Origin of the sequence: Streptomyces sp. NBC_00775 (assembly GCF_036347135.1) — a bacterium.
Classification (GTDB): Bacteria; Actinomycetota; Actinomycetes; order Streptomycetales; family Streptomycetaceae; genus Streptomyces; species Streptomyces lutosisoli.
The window spans coordinates 7,132,124-7,146,517 of record NZ_CP108938.1 but is presented as its reverse complement, the minus strand read 5'-3'; the positions used below and the strand labels follow the sequence as shown (position 1 = coordinate 7,146,517).

Sequence of the window (14,394 nt, the reverse complement as noted above, 5' to 3'; positions counted from 1 at the left end):
CATCTAGCGTAACGCGGCCGGAGGGACACCCCGCACCGTCAGACCGCTCCCTGCCCCTCGATCGCCTCCCAGACCCCCGGCAGCGCCGCCTCGGCCGCCGCCGCCCGCTGCTCCTCGCGCCCGTACAGCACCCCGTAGGTGAACGCGCTCTCCCCCGCCGCATGCGCCTGACCTGCGAGGTCGCGCAGGGCCTCGCGGCTCATCACGCTGTCCTGGTGGTCGCCGAGCAGGGTCTGCAGGGACTTCATCGACTTGACCAGATCGGCGGCGGGCCTGCCGAGGGCGGGGGTGGCCGTCTCGGCCGAGTACCGGGTGCGCTTGGCCTTCTTGCGGGCCTCGTGTATCGCCAGGTCGCGGTCCGCGCCCGGCGGCCGGTCAAGGGCCTGTCCGACCAGGTCGGAGACCTTCTTGAAGTCCTTGCGGACCGCCTTCGCGATCACCTTCGCCGGGTCTCCGGAGGCCGCCTTGAGCAGCGGCGGGTCGGAGACGGTCGCGTCGAGCGCGGCCAGCAGGGCGAGGTACCGCTTCCCGTCCAGTACGGCGATCAGATGGCGTCGCGATCCGGAGCCGCGGGCGTGGGACCAGGTACGCAGGCGGGTGCGGACGGGGCCGGAGAGCAGGGTGCGGGGCAGGTTGTCGAGCGCCGCCGTCAGCCGTTCGGTGAGCACTTCCTGGTCGCGGTCGACGCCGAGCTCGCCGGCCAGCCACTTCAGTTCGTCGCCGATCGGGTCGGTGACGGTGCGGTCGAGGACGCCCGCGTACGAGCGGAAGGCGCTGCGCATGCGGCGGGTGGCGACGCGCATGCTGTGCACGGAGTCGTAGACGTCGCGGCGGACGGCGGGGTCCAGCTCGACGATCGCGTCGCGCTGGGCGCGGAGGTAGGCGAGGACGTGGTCGCCCGCGGTGACCGGGGCGTCCGCGGCGGGGGCCGTGGTGGCTGCGGCGGCTGCGGACTTCTTGCGCTTCCCCGACTCCCCCGTCTGTCCCGTCTCCCCCAGCGCCCTCGCCAGCTTGGAGGGCGAGGAGGAGCGGCTCAGGCCCGCCTTGCGGAGCTTCTTCTCCACCTTGTCGAGGAAGGCGGGGTCGCCGTCGTCCGCGAGCTCGACCTCGATCTCGGTCCACTCCGCGGTGCCTTCGCCGCCGCTGAGCCGTTCGGCGCGGACGCGGTCGAGGCTGACCTCGGCGAGGAGGGCGCCGGAGGCGTCGACGAGGTGGCGGATGTCCCGGGCCGACAGGAGGCGTACGAGGGGGACGAGTTCGGCGTCGCGTACGCGGGAGCGGACGAGGCCGGTCAGGGAGCGGGGCACGGTGTCGGAGAGCGGGGCGTGGATCTCGTCGCGGACGCCCTCGGAGACGGGGATTTTGAGGTGCCAGCCCGCGTCCGCGCCGCCGGTGCGGCGACGGAGGGTGAGCGAGGCGGCGGCGAGCCGCTGGTCGGGCGTGTCGTAGTAGGTGGCGTCCAGCTCGGCCACGCCCTTGTCGAGGACGCCCGAGACTCCGGAAACGCCGCTCAGGTCCGGCAGTCTCACGTCTTCGCCGGCCGGGGGACCCTCGTACTTCCGCTCGATTTCGCGCTTGGTGTCCGCCATGACATGAATCTAGTGGCACCAGCCCCCAGATGGCAGTGCCCAACCCTCACGGACCTCCCACAACGCCCGGTTTTCGCCCCCGCCGCCCCTACCCGTCCCATCCGTTCCTGGGGGCTCCGCCCCCAGACCCCCAAAAGACTGCGCAGTTCCCCGCGCCCCTTAAGAGACAGTCGTCTGCGGGCCGGTGGGGGCTGGTCGCGCAGTTCCCCGCGCCCCTTAAAAGCACCTGGGGCGGGCCGGCAGTTTTTAGGGGCGCGGGGAACTGCGCGCCCAGCCCCCACCCACCCGCACCCGACACACAACCGAACGGGGCCGAAGGGGCGAAGCCCCGAGCCTTCAGGGGCGCGGGGAACTGCGCGCCCAACCCCCACCGCCCGCCAGCCGAAACACAACCGAACGGGGCCGAAGGGGCGGAGCCCCGAGCCTTCAGGGGCGCGGGGAACTGCGCGACCAGCCCCCACCGGCCCGCAGCCGACGAACAACCCCCACCCCAACCGCCGAACCGCCGGAGGCCTACGCCGACATGGGCCGCTGTACCCGAATCGACTGCAACAACCCCACCGCCACCCACACCGCGAACATCGACGAGCCGCCGTACGAGACAAAGGGCAGAGGAAGGCCCGCGACCGGCATGATGCCCAGGGTCATGCCGATGTTCTCGAAGGCCTGGAAGGCGAACCAGGCGATGATGCCGGCGGCGACGATCGTGCCGTAGAGCTCGGTCGTCTCGCGGGCGATGCGGCAGGCTCGCCACAGGACCACGCCGAGCAGGACCAGGATCAGCCCCGCACCCACGAAGCCCAGCTCCTCGCCCGCGACCGTGAAGACGAAGTCCGTCTGTTGTTCGGGGACGAACTGGCCGGTGGTCTGCGAGCCGTGGCCCAGGCCCGTGCCGAAGAGGCCGCCCGAGCCGATGGCGATACGCGCCTGGTTGGTGTTGTAACCGACGCCCGCCGGGTCGAGATCGGGGTTGGCGAACGCCGCGAAGCGGTTGATCTGGTACTCGTCGAGGATCTTGAGCTGCCAGATCGCGATCGCGCCCAGCGCGCCGGTGCCGAGCAGGCCGAACACCCAGCGGTTGGAGGCCCCGGAGGCCAGCAGCACGCCGAGGATGATGATCACCATGACCATGACCGAGCCGAGGTCGGGCATCAGCATGACGATCATGATCGGGACGGCGGCGAGACCGAGGGACTGCAGCACCGTGCGGTGGTCGGGGTAGGCCTTGTCGCCCGCGTCGACCCGGGCCGCCAGCAGCATCGCCATGCCCAGGATGATCGTGATCTTCACGAACTCGGAGGGCTGGAGGGAGAAGCCGCCGCCGATCACGATCCAGGCGTGTGCGCCGTTGACCGTCGCGCCGAGCGGGGTCAGCACCGCGAGGATCAGGAAGACCGAGAGGCCGTACAGGATCGGCACGGCCGTGCGCAGGGTGCGGTGGCCGAGCCAGACCGTGCCGATCATCAGGCCGATGCCGATGCCGGTGTTCATGAGGTGGCGGATGAGGAAGTAGTACTGGTCGCCCTGGTTGATCTCGGTGCGGTTGCGGGTCGCCGAGTAGACGAGCGCCGAACCGATCAGCGAGAGCGTGATGGCCGACAGCAGTATCGGCCAGTCGAGGCGGCGGGCCAGCGAGTCGCGGGCGAACAGGCGTGTCCAGCCCGCGCGCTCGGGCCCGTACCCGGAGACGGAGAAGTTGTTCGCTCCGGTCATGTCAGGATCCTCGTCCCCCGCCGTTTCCTCGGGCGGGCCGTACGCCTACGGGTATTGCGGTTGCTCTCGGTCGGCGACGCCGTCGTGCCGGCGGGCAGCTGCTGGTCGGTGGCCCCGGGCGAGGGGGACTCACTGGCCTGCACGTCCTTGGCCGGGTCCTTGGAGATCGCCGGGGCGTCGATCGAACCGTCGCTCTGGATCTTCGGCAGGCTCTTCTCCGGGGTGGGCAGCAGCGCCTTCGACTTGTCGATCGTGCCGTCCTCGCCGACGCCGTACATCGCGCTGTAGATGTTGCGCACGGCCTCACCGGAGGCGCCCGAACCCGTACCGGCCTGGGCGATCGTCATGATGATCGTGTAGTCCTTGGTGTACGTGGCCAGCCACGAGGTGGTCTGCTTGCCGTAGACCTCGGCGGTACCGGTCTTGGCGTGCAGCGCGATCTCGTCCTGCGGCCAGCCGCCGAACTTCCAGGCGGCGGTACCGCGGGTGACGACGCCCGCGAAGGCCTCGTCCATGCCCTTGAGCGTGGACTTACTGACCGGCAGCTTGCCGTTGACCTTGGGCTTGATCTCCTTGACGGTCTTGCCGTCGGCGCTGACGATCGCCTTGCCGATGGTCGGCGCGTGCAGGGTGCCGCCGTTGGCGATCGCCCCGTAGATCATGGCCTCCTGGACCGGGGTGACGAGGGTGTCGCCCTGGCCGATGGAGTAGTTGATCTCGTCGCCCTCGCGCATCTTGTTGCCCTCGAGGCAGTTCTCGTACGCGATCTTCTCGACGTAAGTGCCGTTCTTCTTACCGGTCTTGCACCAGGTGTCCTTGTAGGCCTTCCAGTAGCTCTCCTTCCACTGGCGGTCCGGGACACGGCCGGTGACCTCGTTGGGCAGGTCGACGCCGGTCTGCTTGCCGAGGCCGAACTGGTGGGCGGTCTTGAAGAAGTAGTCCTTCGGCTTCCCCTTCTTGGGGTTGATGCCGCCGTCCTTCTTCCACTCGTTGTCGGCGAGGCCGTAGAAGACGGTGTCGCAGGAGACTTCCAGGGCGCGGCCGAGCGAGATGGGGCCGAAGCTCTCCCCCTCGAAGTTCTTGAAGACCTGGCCGCCGACGGAGTACGAGCTGGTGCAGGGGTAGCCGCCGTCCCACTCGTAGCCGGCCTGGACGGCGGCGGCCGTGGAGACCACCTTGAACGTCGAACCGGGTGCGGACTGACCCTGTATGGCCCTGTTGAGCAGCGGGTAGTCGGAGTTCTTCCCGGTGAGGGCCTTGTAGTCCTTGGCGGAGATGCCGCCGACCCAGACGTTCGGGTCGTACGTCGGCTCGGACGCCATGGCGACGATCCGGCCGGTCTTGGCCTCCATCACGACGACGGCGCCCGAGTCGGCCTTGTAGTTCTCGCCGGTGATCTTGTCGTACTGCTGGCGTGCCTTCTTCATCGCCTGGTTCAGCTCGTACTCGGCGACGCGCTGCACCCGGGAGTCGATGCTGGTGACGAGGTTGGCGCCGGACTCGGCCGCGTCGCTCTTGGCCTTGCCGATGACGCGGCCGAGGTTGTCGACCTCGTAGCGGGTGACGCCCGCCTTGCCGCGCAGTTCCTTGTCGTACTGGCGCTCAAGGCCGGAGCGGCCGACCTGGTCGGAACGGAGGTAGGGCGAGTCGGAGTCCTTGGCCTGGGTGATCTCGTCGTCGGTGACGGGCGAGAGGTAGCCGAGGACCTGCGCGGAGTTGGACTTGCCGGGGGCGGCGTAGCGGCGCACGGCCTCGGGCTCGGCGGTGATGCCGGGGAAGTCCTCGGAGCGCTCGCGGATCTGCAGGGCCTGCTTGGCGGTGGCCTCGTCGGTGATCGGGATCGGCTGGTACGGCGAGCCGTTCCAGCAGGGCTGCGGCGTCTTGGAGTCGCAGAGCCGGACCTTCTGGATGACCTCTTCGGGCTTCATGCCCAGCACCCCGGCCAGCTTGGTCAGGACCGCCTTGCCGTCGTCCTTCATCTTCAGCAGGTCGGTGCGCGAGGCGGAGACCACGAGCCGGGTCTCGTTGTCGGCGATCGGCACACCGCGCGCGTCGAGGATCGAGCCGCGTACGGCGGGCTGCACGACCTGCTGGACGTGGTTGCCGGAGGCTTCCTTGGCGTACTCGTCGCCGTTGCGGATCTGGAGGTACCAGAGGCGTCCGCCAAGGGTGCCGAGGAGGGAGAGTACGAGAATCTGGATGACGATGAGTCGGATCTGGACCCGTGGGGTCCGACCGGTCTCGGGGATGTTGGTCACTGCTGCTGCCTCCCCCTCTCAGTGTGTGTACGAGACATACGAGTACACGGTGAACCTGTGCGCGGCGACCCCGCTGTCGGCCAACTTCCGTGACACGAGCGACGCTTGAGGTGCTCTCACCCCGATGCTCCCCAGGGCCCTCACAGCCGCTTGACCCCCTTGATGCGTCCCGCCCGGGCGACCCGCGCCTTGGCGGCCTTCACTCTGAGCCCGCCGCGCTGGCTGCCGATGCGCAGCCCGGTGCCGGACGACAGCCAGCGCGAGGAGACGTCGGCCGTCTTGGCGGACGGACTGGACTCGCCGAGCGGGTTGTTCTCGGAGCGCCGGGCCAGGGCCATCAGCCCCGGGACCACGAAGGGCGCGAGCAGCAGGTCGTACAGGGCGGCCGTGAACAGCAGGCTGCCGAGGCCGACATGGCGGGCGGCGGTGTCGCCGACGAGGGCGCCGACACCGGCGTACAGCAGGGTGGAGCCGACCGCGGCGGCGACGACCACAGCCATCGGGCCGGTCGCCGACTTGAGCTGGCCGTTCTCCGGCTTCACCAGGCCCGCGAGGTAGCCGATGACGCACAGCACGAGGGCGTAGCGCCCGGCGGCGTGGTCGGCGGGCGGGGCGAGGTCGGCGAGCAGGCCCGCGCCGAAGCCGATGAGGGCGCCGCTGACATGGCCGTAGACCATGGCGAGGGCGAGCACGGTCAGGAGCACCAGGTCCGGGACGGCGCCCGGGAGGTGGAGCCGGGCCAGGACGCTCACTTGGAGCACCAGGGCGACGACCACGAGGGTGGCGGAGAGCAGCATCCGGTTGAAACGCATGGGATTCGGCTCCTCCTACTGCTGCTGGTCGTCGATGAGCGCGGACTCCGAGGGGGTGACCGTGACGGTCACCGTCGGTGTGGGAGTCGGCTTGGGTTTCGGTGGCAGCACGGTGTCGCGCGGGTCGCCGCTGGGGGCCTCGACGACGACGCCGACGATGTCGAGCCTGGTGAACGAGACGAACGGCTTGACGTAGATCGTGCGGGTCAGGCCGCCGCCGGACGGGTCGACACGGGACACGACACCGACCGGGACGCCGGGCACGAACGGCTTGTCGGCCTGCGAGCCGAAGGTGACCAGACGGTCACCCTTCTTGATCTTCGCCTTGCCGTTGAGCAGCTCCACCCGCAGCGGGCGGTCGCCCTGCCCGGAGGCGAAGCCGAGTTCGTCGGTCGATTCCATCCGCGTGCCGACGGTGAAGTCCGGGTCGTTGGCGAGCAGTACGGTCGCGGTGTTCGGTCCGACGGTGGTGACCCGCCCGACCAGCCCGTCCCCGTTCAGCACCGTCATGTCGCGCTTGACGCCGTCGTTGGCGCCGACGTCGATGGTGACGGTCCAGGAGAAGCCCTGGGCCGCTCCTATCGCGATGACCTCGGCACCCTTGATGCCGTACTGGCCCTCGCCCGCCACCTTGATCATCTTGTCGAGCTGCTTGAGACGGCTGCGGTTGCGGTCGTCGCTGCCGAGCTTCGCCTTCAACGCGACGTTGTCGTGCTCGAGTTGGGCGATGCGGTCGTGCCGGTCGCCCGAGTCACGGACCGCCGCGACCGCGTTGCCGACGGGATCGACCGCGGACGACACCCCGTTCTCGATCGGGCCGAAGACCGTCGCGGCGGCCTGCCGGGCACCGTCGACCGGTGAGTCCTGCCCACCGCGGATGTCCACCGTGATCAGTGCGAACGCGATGGCGATCAGCAGCACCAGGAGCAGCCGGCTCTCTCGTGTGTCCCTCACGTGCGGCGGCCGTGCCTTCCTTATCGGAATTCATGTATGGCTCACCCAGGTACGCCCCGGAGTGCGCGAAAACCCACGGGTGTTATGGGGGAGCTTATGCCTCGATATCAACGATCCGCCGCACGAGAAGGGATCATCTCGTACGGCGGAATCGAAGTGTTACGTCATCTGCGCGGCTGGGCGTCCAGAACCTGCTGGAGCGCCTCGAACTCCTCGACGCACTTGCCGGAGCCGAGCGCCACGCTGTCCAGCGGGTCCTCGGCGATGTGGATCGGCATTCCGGTCTCGCGGCGCAGCCGCTCGTCGAGACCGCGCAGCAGGGCTCCGCCGCCGGTCAGAACGATTCCGCGGTCCATCACGTCACCGGAGAGCTCCGGCGGACACTTGTCGAGGGTCGTCTTCACGGCGTCGATGATCGCGTTGACCGGCTCTTCGATGGCCTTGCGCACTTCGGCCGCGGAGATGACGACGGTCTTGGGCAGGCCGGAGACCAGGTCCCGGCCGCGGATTTCGGTGTGTTCGTCATTGTCGAGGTCGTACGCGGAACCGATCGTGATCTTGATCTGCTCGGCCGTCCGCTCACCCAGAAGAAGCGAGTACTCCTTCTTGATGTGCTGGATGATCGCGTTGTCCAGCTCGTCGCCCGCGACGCGGATGGACTGGGCGGTGACGATGCCACCGAGCGAGATGACCGCGACCTCCGTGGTGCCGCCACCGATGTCCACCACCATGTTGCCCGTGGCCTCGTGGACCGGCAGGCCGGATCCGATGGCCGCGGCCATGGGCTCCTCAATGATGTGCACCTGGCGGGCGCCGGCCTGGGACGACGCCTCGATGACGGCACGGCGCTCGACACCCGTGATGCCCGAGGGCACACAGACGACGACACGGGGGCGGGCGAGGTAGCGCCGCTTGTGGATCTTCAGAATGAAGTAGCGGAGCATACGCTCGGTGATCTCGAAGTCGGCGATCACGCCGTCCCGCAGCGGACGTACGGCAACGATGTTGCCGGGCGTGCGCCCGATCATCTTCTTCGCTTCCGCGCCGACCGCGAGGATCCCACCGGTGTTGGTGTTGATCGCGACGACGGACGGCTCGTTGAGTACGATCCCGCGACCCCTGACGTACACCAGCGTGTTGGCGGTCCCGAGGTCGACAGCCATGTCACGGCCGATGAACGACATTGAGTTCCCCATCAGGATTCGTCTGGCCTTCCCAAGTGGAGCTTTGACGGCTTTTTAGGACGGCGAGGTGGGTGCAGTGACGTGAAGGCTTCCATCGTAGACGCGCCTGCACGAACACTGCGCGAGGGTCTTCGCCATTGTCAGCAGATGATGAGCCGCGCCGCTTCTGGAGACGGTCCATCAGAGGCACGCGTTCCCCCGATCGGCACGCATATGCCACGGGACGGCCGAAAACTTACGGCCGTCCCAGGTCAGGCATCCGAGTGACGTGACGGTCCCTCAGAAAATTCTTGGAAAATTGATCTCCGGAGCTCAGCCGCGGCCGGGGAAGAAGATCTTCACCTCGCGCTCGGCGGACTCCTCGGAGTCCGAGGCGTGGATCAGGTTCTCGCGGACGATCACACCGAAGTCGCCGCGGATCGAGCCGGGGGCGGCGGCGATCGGGTCGGTGGGCCCGGCCAGCGCCCGTACGCCCTCGATGACGCGCTCGCCCTCGACGATGAGCGCCACGACCGGGCCGGAGGCCATGAACTCGACCAGCGGCTCGTAGAACGGCTTGCCCTTGTGCTCGCCGTAGTGCTGCTCCAGCGTGTCCTGGTCCAGCGTCCGCAGCTCCAGCGCGGTGATCTGCCAACCGGCCTTGCGCTCGATACGGCTGATGATCTCGCCGGTCAGGCCGCGACGGACGGCGTCGGGCTTGAGAAGGACGAGGGTGCGCTGGCTCACGGGGTGGCTCCTTCAGGTCACAAGTGTGCGGATCACCGAGGCTACAGGGCGTGTCTGGGTGGTTGTTACACAGAGTCAGGTGGTACGGGCACGCGCCTCGGGCCTACGGGGCCAATGGGGCCAACGGAGACGGCGGGGACGGCGGGAAGGACCGGGCCCATAGGGCCTAGGCCGGGTTGCCGCCCGCTTCGGCCGGTGCCTGCGCCTGCGCCTGCGCCTGCGCGGCGAATCTCGCCTTCGCCTCGTCGATCTTCCGCCCGTAGTGGACCGACGCCCACCACAGGGCGGCGAAGATCGCGCCCAGGAAGAACATGGACGGTACGACGAAGCCGCTGGCGATCAGCGCGATCTGCAGCGCCCAGCCGAGCTGGACACCGCCGGGCCGGGTGATCATGCCGCAGAGCAGGACGCTCACGGCCATGAAGATCCCGCAGACGGTCCACACCGTGGACGTCGAGAGATCGGGATCCTTCATGGCGACGAGCCCGGCGAAGCCGATGACGAAGAACTCGCCGATCAGAGTCGAAGCACAGAGCGTACGCACAGTGGTCAGCCCCTCCCCAGCAGCAGTCGGGCCTCGCCGACGGTGATGACGGAACCGGTGACGAGGACGCCACCGCCCGCATACTCGCCCTCTTCCTCGGCGAGGGTGATCGCCGCCTCCAGCGCGTCGTCGAGCCGGGGCTCGACCTGCACCCGGTCCTCGCCGAAGATCTCGACGGCGATCCCGGCCAGCTCGTCCGTGTCCATCGCGCGATGACTGGAGTTCTGCGTGACGACGACCTCGGCGAAGATCGGCTCGAAGGCTTCGAGCAGCCCTCGTACGTTCTTGTCGCCGCTCGCGCCGACGACCCCGATCAGCCGGCTGAAGTCGAAGACCTCGCTCACGGCCTCGGCAGTGGCGCGGGCGCCCGCCGGGTTGTGCGCGGCGTCCAGGACGACGGTCGGCGAGCGGCGTACGACCTCCAGGCGGCCCGGCGTGGTGACGGAGGCGAAGGCCTTCCGCACGTTGTCGATGTCGAGGCCCTGGGTGTGCGCGGAGCCGATGCCGAAGAACGCCTCGACCGCGGCCAGCGCCACGGCGGCGTTGTGCGCCTGGTAGGCGCCGTGCAGCGGAAGGAAGACTTCCTCGTACTCGCCGCCGAGCCCGCGCAGGGTGAGCAACTGCCCGCCGACGGCGACCTGCCGGGCGACGACGCCGAACTCCAGGCCCTCCCGGGCCACGGTCGCGTCCACCTCGACGGCCTTCTTCAGCAGCACCTGGGCCGCGTCGACCGGCTGCTGCGCCAGGATAACGGTGGCGTCCTGCTTGACGATGCCGGCCTTCTCCTGCGCGATCTCGCCCGGGGTCTCGCCGAGCCGGTCGGTGTGGTCGAGATCGATGGGCGTGACGACGGCGACGTCCGCGTCGATGACGTTGGTGGCGTCCCAGCTGCCGCCCATGCCGACCTCGACGACGGCGACGTCGACGGGCGCGTCGGCGAAGGCGGCGTACGCCATGCCCGTGAGCACCTCGAAGAAGGACAGCCGGTACTCCTGCTGGCCGTCGACCATCTCCACGTACGGCTTGATGTCGTTGTACGTCTCGATGAACCGCTCGGCGGAGATCGGCGCCCCGTCGAGGCTGATCCGCTCGGTGATCGACTGCACGTGGGGGCTGGTGTACCGGCCCGTGCGCAGGTCGAAGGCGCCGAGCAGGGCCTCGATCATGCGGGCGGTGGAGGTCTTGCCGTTCGTGCCCGTGATGTGGATCGAGGGGTACGCGCGCTGCGGCTCCCCGAGGACGTCCACCAGCGCGGCGATCCGGCTGACGGACGGCTCCAGCTTGGTCTCGCCCCAGCGGCTCGCGAGCTCCGCCTCGACCTCGCGCAGTGCCTTGTCGACCTCAGGGTCGGTGGGGCGGGCGGGGACGTCCGCCTGTTGCCGGTCCGGGTCGCCCTGGGTGCGCAGGGTGCGGCTGCCGGCTGCGATCACCGCGAGGTCGGGGTCGCGGTCGGTCTCTTCCGCGACGATCTCGTCAAAGAGACCGAGTGGGTCGCTGGGGGCCGGCTCGTCTGACTCACTGCCGTGGTTCGAGGGGAGGTCGCTCACTCCCCCAGTCTACGGAGCCGCCACCCTCTCCGACCGCGTGGGGTTTTCGCCCCCGCCGCCCCTACCCGTCCCATCCCGTTCCTGGGGCTCCGCCCCAGACCCCGGGGTGGGTTCGTCGGCTGCGGGTCGGTGGGGGCTTGTCGCGCAGTTCCCCGCGCCCCTGAAGGGGCGCGGGGAACTGCGCAATCTTTTAGCCCAGCCCCCGCCCACCCGCACCCGACACTCAACCGAACGGGGTCGAAGGGGCGGAGCCCCTGGAGGATGGGACGGGTAGGGGCGGCGGGGGCGAAGAGAGGCCCCCGGAACCGTCGATGGCGGCTACGCCTCCGGCAGGCGCTTCAGCTGTTCCTGGATGCGGGCGATGTCCTCGTCCGCCTTGGCGAGCCGCGTGCGGATCTTCTCCACCACGTTGTCCGGGGCCTTCGCGAGAAACGCCTCGTTGCCGAGCTTGGCGTTCGCCTGGGCCTTCTCCTTCTCGGCGGCGGCGAGATCCTTGGCGAGGCGCTTGCGCTCCGCGGCGACGTCGATCGTGCCGGAGAGGTCGAGCGCCACCGAGGCGCCCCCGACCGGCAGGGTCGCCGTGGCCGAGAAGCTGTCGCCCTCAGGCTGGAGGCGCAACAGCTGGCGGATGGCCGCCTCGTGCGGGGCCAGTGCGGTCCCGTCGAGGGTCAGCCGGGCCGGGACGCGCTGGCCGGGCTGAAGGCCCTGGTCGGCACGGAAGCGGCGAACCTCCGTGATGACCTGCTGGAGCGTCTCGATCTCGCGCTCGGCGGCGGCGTCGCGGAAGCCACTGTCCTTCGGCCAGTCCGCGACGACGACCGACTCGCCACCGGTGAGGGTGGTCCAGAGGGTCTCCGTGACGAACGGGACGATCGGGTGGAGGAGGCGCAGGGTGACGTCGAGGACCTCGCCCAGGACCCGGCCGGAGACCTTCGCCGGCTCGCCGCCCGCCATGAACGTCGTCTTGGACAGTTCGAGGTACCAGTCGAAGACCTCGTCCCACGCGAAGTGGTAGAGCGCGTCGGAGAGCTTCGCGAACTGGAAGTCCTCGTAGAACGCGTCGACTTCGGCGATGGTCTTGTTGAGCCGGGACAGGATCCAGCGGTCGGTCGCCGACAGCTTCTCCGGCTCGGGCAGCGGACCCTCGACCGTCGCGTCGCTCATCAGGGCGAAGCGGGTGGCGTTCCAGATCTTGTTGGCGAAGTTCCGGGACGCCTGGACCCAGTCCTCGCCGATCGGCACGTCGGTGCCGGGGTTGGCGCCGCGGGCGAGGGTGAAGCGGACGGCGTCGGAGCCGTACTTGTCCATCCAGTCGAGCGGGTCGACGACGTTGCCGAAGGACTTCGACATCTTCTTGCCGCGCTCGTCGCGGACCAGGCCGGTGAGGGCGATGGTCTTGAAGGGGACCTCGCCGTCCATCGCGTACAGGCCGAACATCATCATCCGGGCGACCCAGAAGAAGATGATGTCGTGGCCGGTGAGCAGGACGTCGGTCGAATAGAACTTCTGCAGATCGGGGGTGTTCTCCGGCCAGCCCAGCGTGGAGAACGGCCACAGGCCCGAGGAGAACCAGGTGTCGAGGACGTCGGTGTCCTGCGTCCAGCCCTCGCCGCTCGGCGGCTCCTCGTCGGGACCGACGCACACGATCTGCCCCTCCGGCCCGTACCAGACCGGGATGCGGTGGCCCCACCACAGCTGGCGCGAGATGCACCAGTCGTGCATGTTGTCGACCCAGTCGAAGTAGCGCTTCGACATGTCGGCGGGGTGGATGGCGACCCGGCCGTCGCGGACCGCGTCACCGGCGGCCTGTGCCAGCGGGGCGACCTTGACCCACCACTGCATCGACAGGCGCGGCTCGACGGTCGTCTTGCAGCGCGAGCAGTGGCCCACGGAGTGGACGTACGGGCGCTTCTCGGCGACGATCCGGCCCTGCGAGCGCAGTGCGCCGACGATGGCGGAACGGGCCTCGAAGCGGTCGAGTCCCTCGAAGGGGCCGTGCACCGTGATGACGGCACGCTCGTCCATGACCGTGATCGACTCCAGGCCGTGGCGCTGGCCGATCGCGAAGTCGTTCGGGTCGTGGGCGGGGGTGACCTTGACGGCACCGGTGCCGAACTCGGGGTCGACGTGGGTGTCGGCGACGACGGGGATGGAGCGGTCGGTCAGCGGCAGCTTGATCCGCTTGCCGATGAGGTGCTTGTAGCGCTCGTCGTCCGGGTGAACGGCGACGGCGGTGTCACCGAGCATGGTCTCGGCACGGGTGGTGGCCACGACGAGGGTCTCGTCGCCCTCCCCGTACTTGATGGAGACGAGCTCGCCGTCGTCCTCCTGGTACTCGACCTCGATGTCCGAGATGGCGGTGAGGCATCGCGGACACCAGTTGATGATCCGCTCGGCGCGGTAGATCAGCTCGTCGTCGTACAGCTTCTTGAAGATGGTCTGGACGGCCTTGGACAGCCCCTCGTCCATGGTGAACCGCTCACGGTCCCAGTCCACACCGTCCCCGAGCCGGCGCATCTGCCCGAGGATCTTCCCGCCGTACTCCTCCTTCCACTGCCACACCCGCTCGACGAACTCCTCGCGCCCGAGGTCGTGCCGCGACTTGCCCTCCTCGGCAAGCTGCTGCTCGACCTTGTTCTGCGTGGCGATACCGGCGTGGTCCATGCCGGGGAGCCAGAGCGCCTCGTACCCCTGCATGCGCTTACGGCGCGTCAGCGCGTCCATCAGCGTGTGCTGGAAGGCGTGCCCGAGGTGCAGGCTTCCGGTGACGTTCGGCGGCGGAATGACGATGGTGTACGGCGGCTTCTCGCTCTTCGCGTCGGCGGCGAAGTACCCCTTGTCCACCCAGCGCTCGTACAGCTTCCCCTCTACCTCGGCCGGCGCGTACTGGGTCGGCAGTTCGGGAGTGGATGCTGGCGGCTGCTGCTGAGCGTTGTCGGTCACGGGGTCAGTTTAGAGGCGTCACACGCGTGTCCCGAAACGCGATTAATTCGTAACGGTGCGGCCCCCGGGGGCTTGGCCGCGTGACCTGTGCGCCAGGATGTCAGGAACACATAAGTTTCTGGAG

The 14,394-nt window shown here is 69.0% G+C and carries 10 protein-coding genes; all 10 read right to left on the bottom strand.

Annotated elements, in window-relative coordinates; translation table 11 throughout:
- Positions 1-38: 38 nt before the first annotated feature.
- The 10 genes from OIC96_RS31845 to OIC96_RS31800 all read right to left on the bottom strand — a co-directional run bounded on the left by OIC96_RS31845 (position 39) and on the right by OIC96_RS31800 (position 14,270).
- Entirely contained in the window at positions 39-1,589 is a 1,551-nt protein-coding gene (locus tag OIC96_RS31845) for a CYTH and CHAD domain-containing protein (RefSeq protein ID WP_330304552.1), read from the bottom strand.
- Between the two features lie 513 nt (positions 1,590-2,102).
- Positions 2,103-3,302: a rod shape-determining protein RodA gene (rodA, locus tag OIC96_RS31840; protein WP_330304553.1), complete on the bottom strand. Its 1,200-nt coding sequence runs from the start codon at positions 3,300-3,302 to the stop codon at positions 2,103-2,105.
- Positions 3,299-5,560 carry a penicillin-binding protein 2 gene (gene mrdA, locus OIC96_RS31835; protein WP_330304554.1) on the bottom strand — a complete coding sequence of 754 codons (2,262 nt, stop codon included), beginning with the start codon at positions 5,558-5,560 and terminating at the stop codon, positions 3,299-3,301. Before mrdA ends, rodA begins: the two co-directional genes overlap by 4 nt.
- Before the next feature lie 140 nt (positions 5,561-5,700).
- Positions 5,701-6,372 (bottom strand): rod shape-determining protein MreD, encoded by a 672-nt coding sequence (mreD, locus tag OIC96_RS31830; RefSeq protein ID WP_330304555.1) that lies wholly within the window; start codon positions 6,370-6,372, stop codon positions 5,701-5,703.
- A 15-nt stretch (positions 6,373-6,387) separates the two neighbouring features.
- A complete protein-coding gene (gene mreC / locus OIC96_RS31825) occupies positions 6,388-7,326 on the bottom strand; it encodes a rod shape-determining protein MreC (protein ID WP_330304556.1) in 939 nt (312 codons plus the stop codon).
- A 164-nt stretch (positions 7,327-7,490) separates the two neighbouring features.
- Positions 7,491-8,510 (bottom strand): rod shape-determining protein, encoded by a 1,020-nt coding sequence (locus OIC96_RS31820; RefSeq protein ID WP_327428695.1) that lies wholly within the window; start codon positions 8,508-8,510, stop codon positions 7,491-7,493.
- A gap of 312 nt (positions 8,511-8,822) precedes the next feature.
- The gene (ndk, locus tag OIC96_RS31815) at positions 8,823-9,236 is read right to left on the bottom strand and encodes a nucleoside-diphosphate kinase (RefSeq protein WP_327428696.1); all 414 of its coding nucleotides are present in this window, start codon (positions 9,234-9,236) and stop codon (positions 8,823-8,825) included.
- Between the two features lie 166 nt (positions 9,237-9,402).
- Positions 9,403-9,780 (bottom strand): DUF4233 domain-containing protein, encoded by a 378-nt coding sequence (locus OIC96_RS31810; RefSeq protein WP_330304557.1) that lies wholly within the window; start codon positions 9,778-9,780, stop codon positions 9,403-9,405.
- Between the two features lie 5 nt (positions 9,781-9,785).
- Entirely contained in the window at positions 9,786-11,327 is a 1,542-nt protein-coding gene (gene folC, locus OIC96_RS31805; protein WP_330304558.1) for a bifunctional tetrahydrofolate synthase/dihydrofolate synthase, read from the bottom strand.
- A 318-nt stretch (positions 11,328-11,645) separates the two neighbouring features.
- Complete coding sequence (locus OIC96_RS31800) at positions 11,646-14,270, bottom strand: valine--tRNA ligase (RefSeq protein WP_330304559.1); 2,625 nt, start codon at positions 14,268-14,270, stop codon at positions 11,646-11,648.
- Positions 14,271-14,394: the final 124 nt, after the last annotated feature.

What these genes read in the sequence shown, in the direction of transcription:
- OIC96_RS31845 (WP_330304552.1), bottom strand. Translation starts at nt 1,589, where the DNA reads ATGGCGGACACCAAGCGCGAAATCGAGCGGAAGTACGAGGGTCCCCCG.
- rodA (WP_330304553.1), bottom strand. Translation starts at nt 3,302, where the DNA reads ATGACCGGAGCGAACAACTTCTCCGTCTCCGGGTACGGGCCCGAGCGC.
- mreD (WP_330304555.1), bottom strand. Translation starts at nt 6,372, where the DNA reads ATGCGTTTCAACCGGATGCTGCTCTCCGCCACCCTCGTGGTCGTCGCC.
- OIC96_RS31820 (WP_327428695.1), bottom strand. Translation starts at nt 8,510, where the DNA reads ATGTCGTTCATCGGCCGTGACATGGCTGTCGACCTCGGGACCGCCAAC.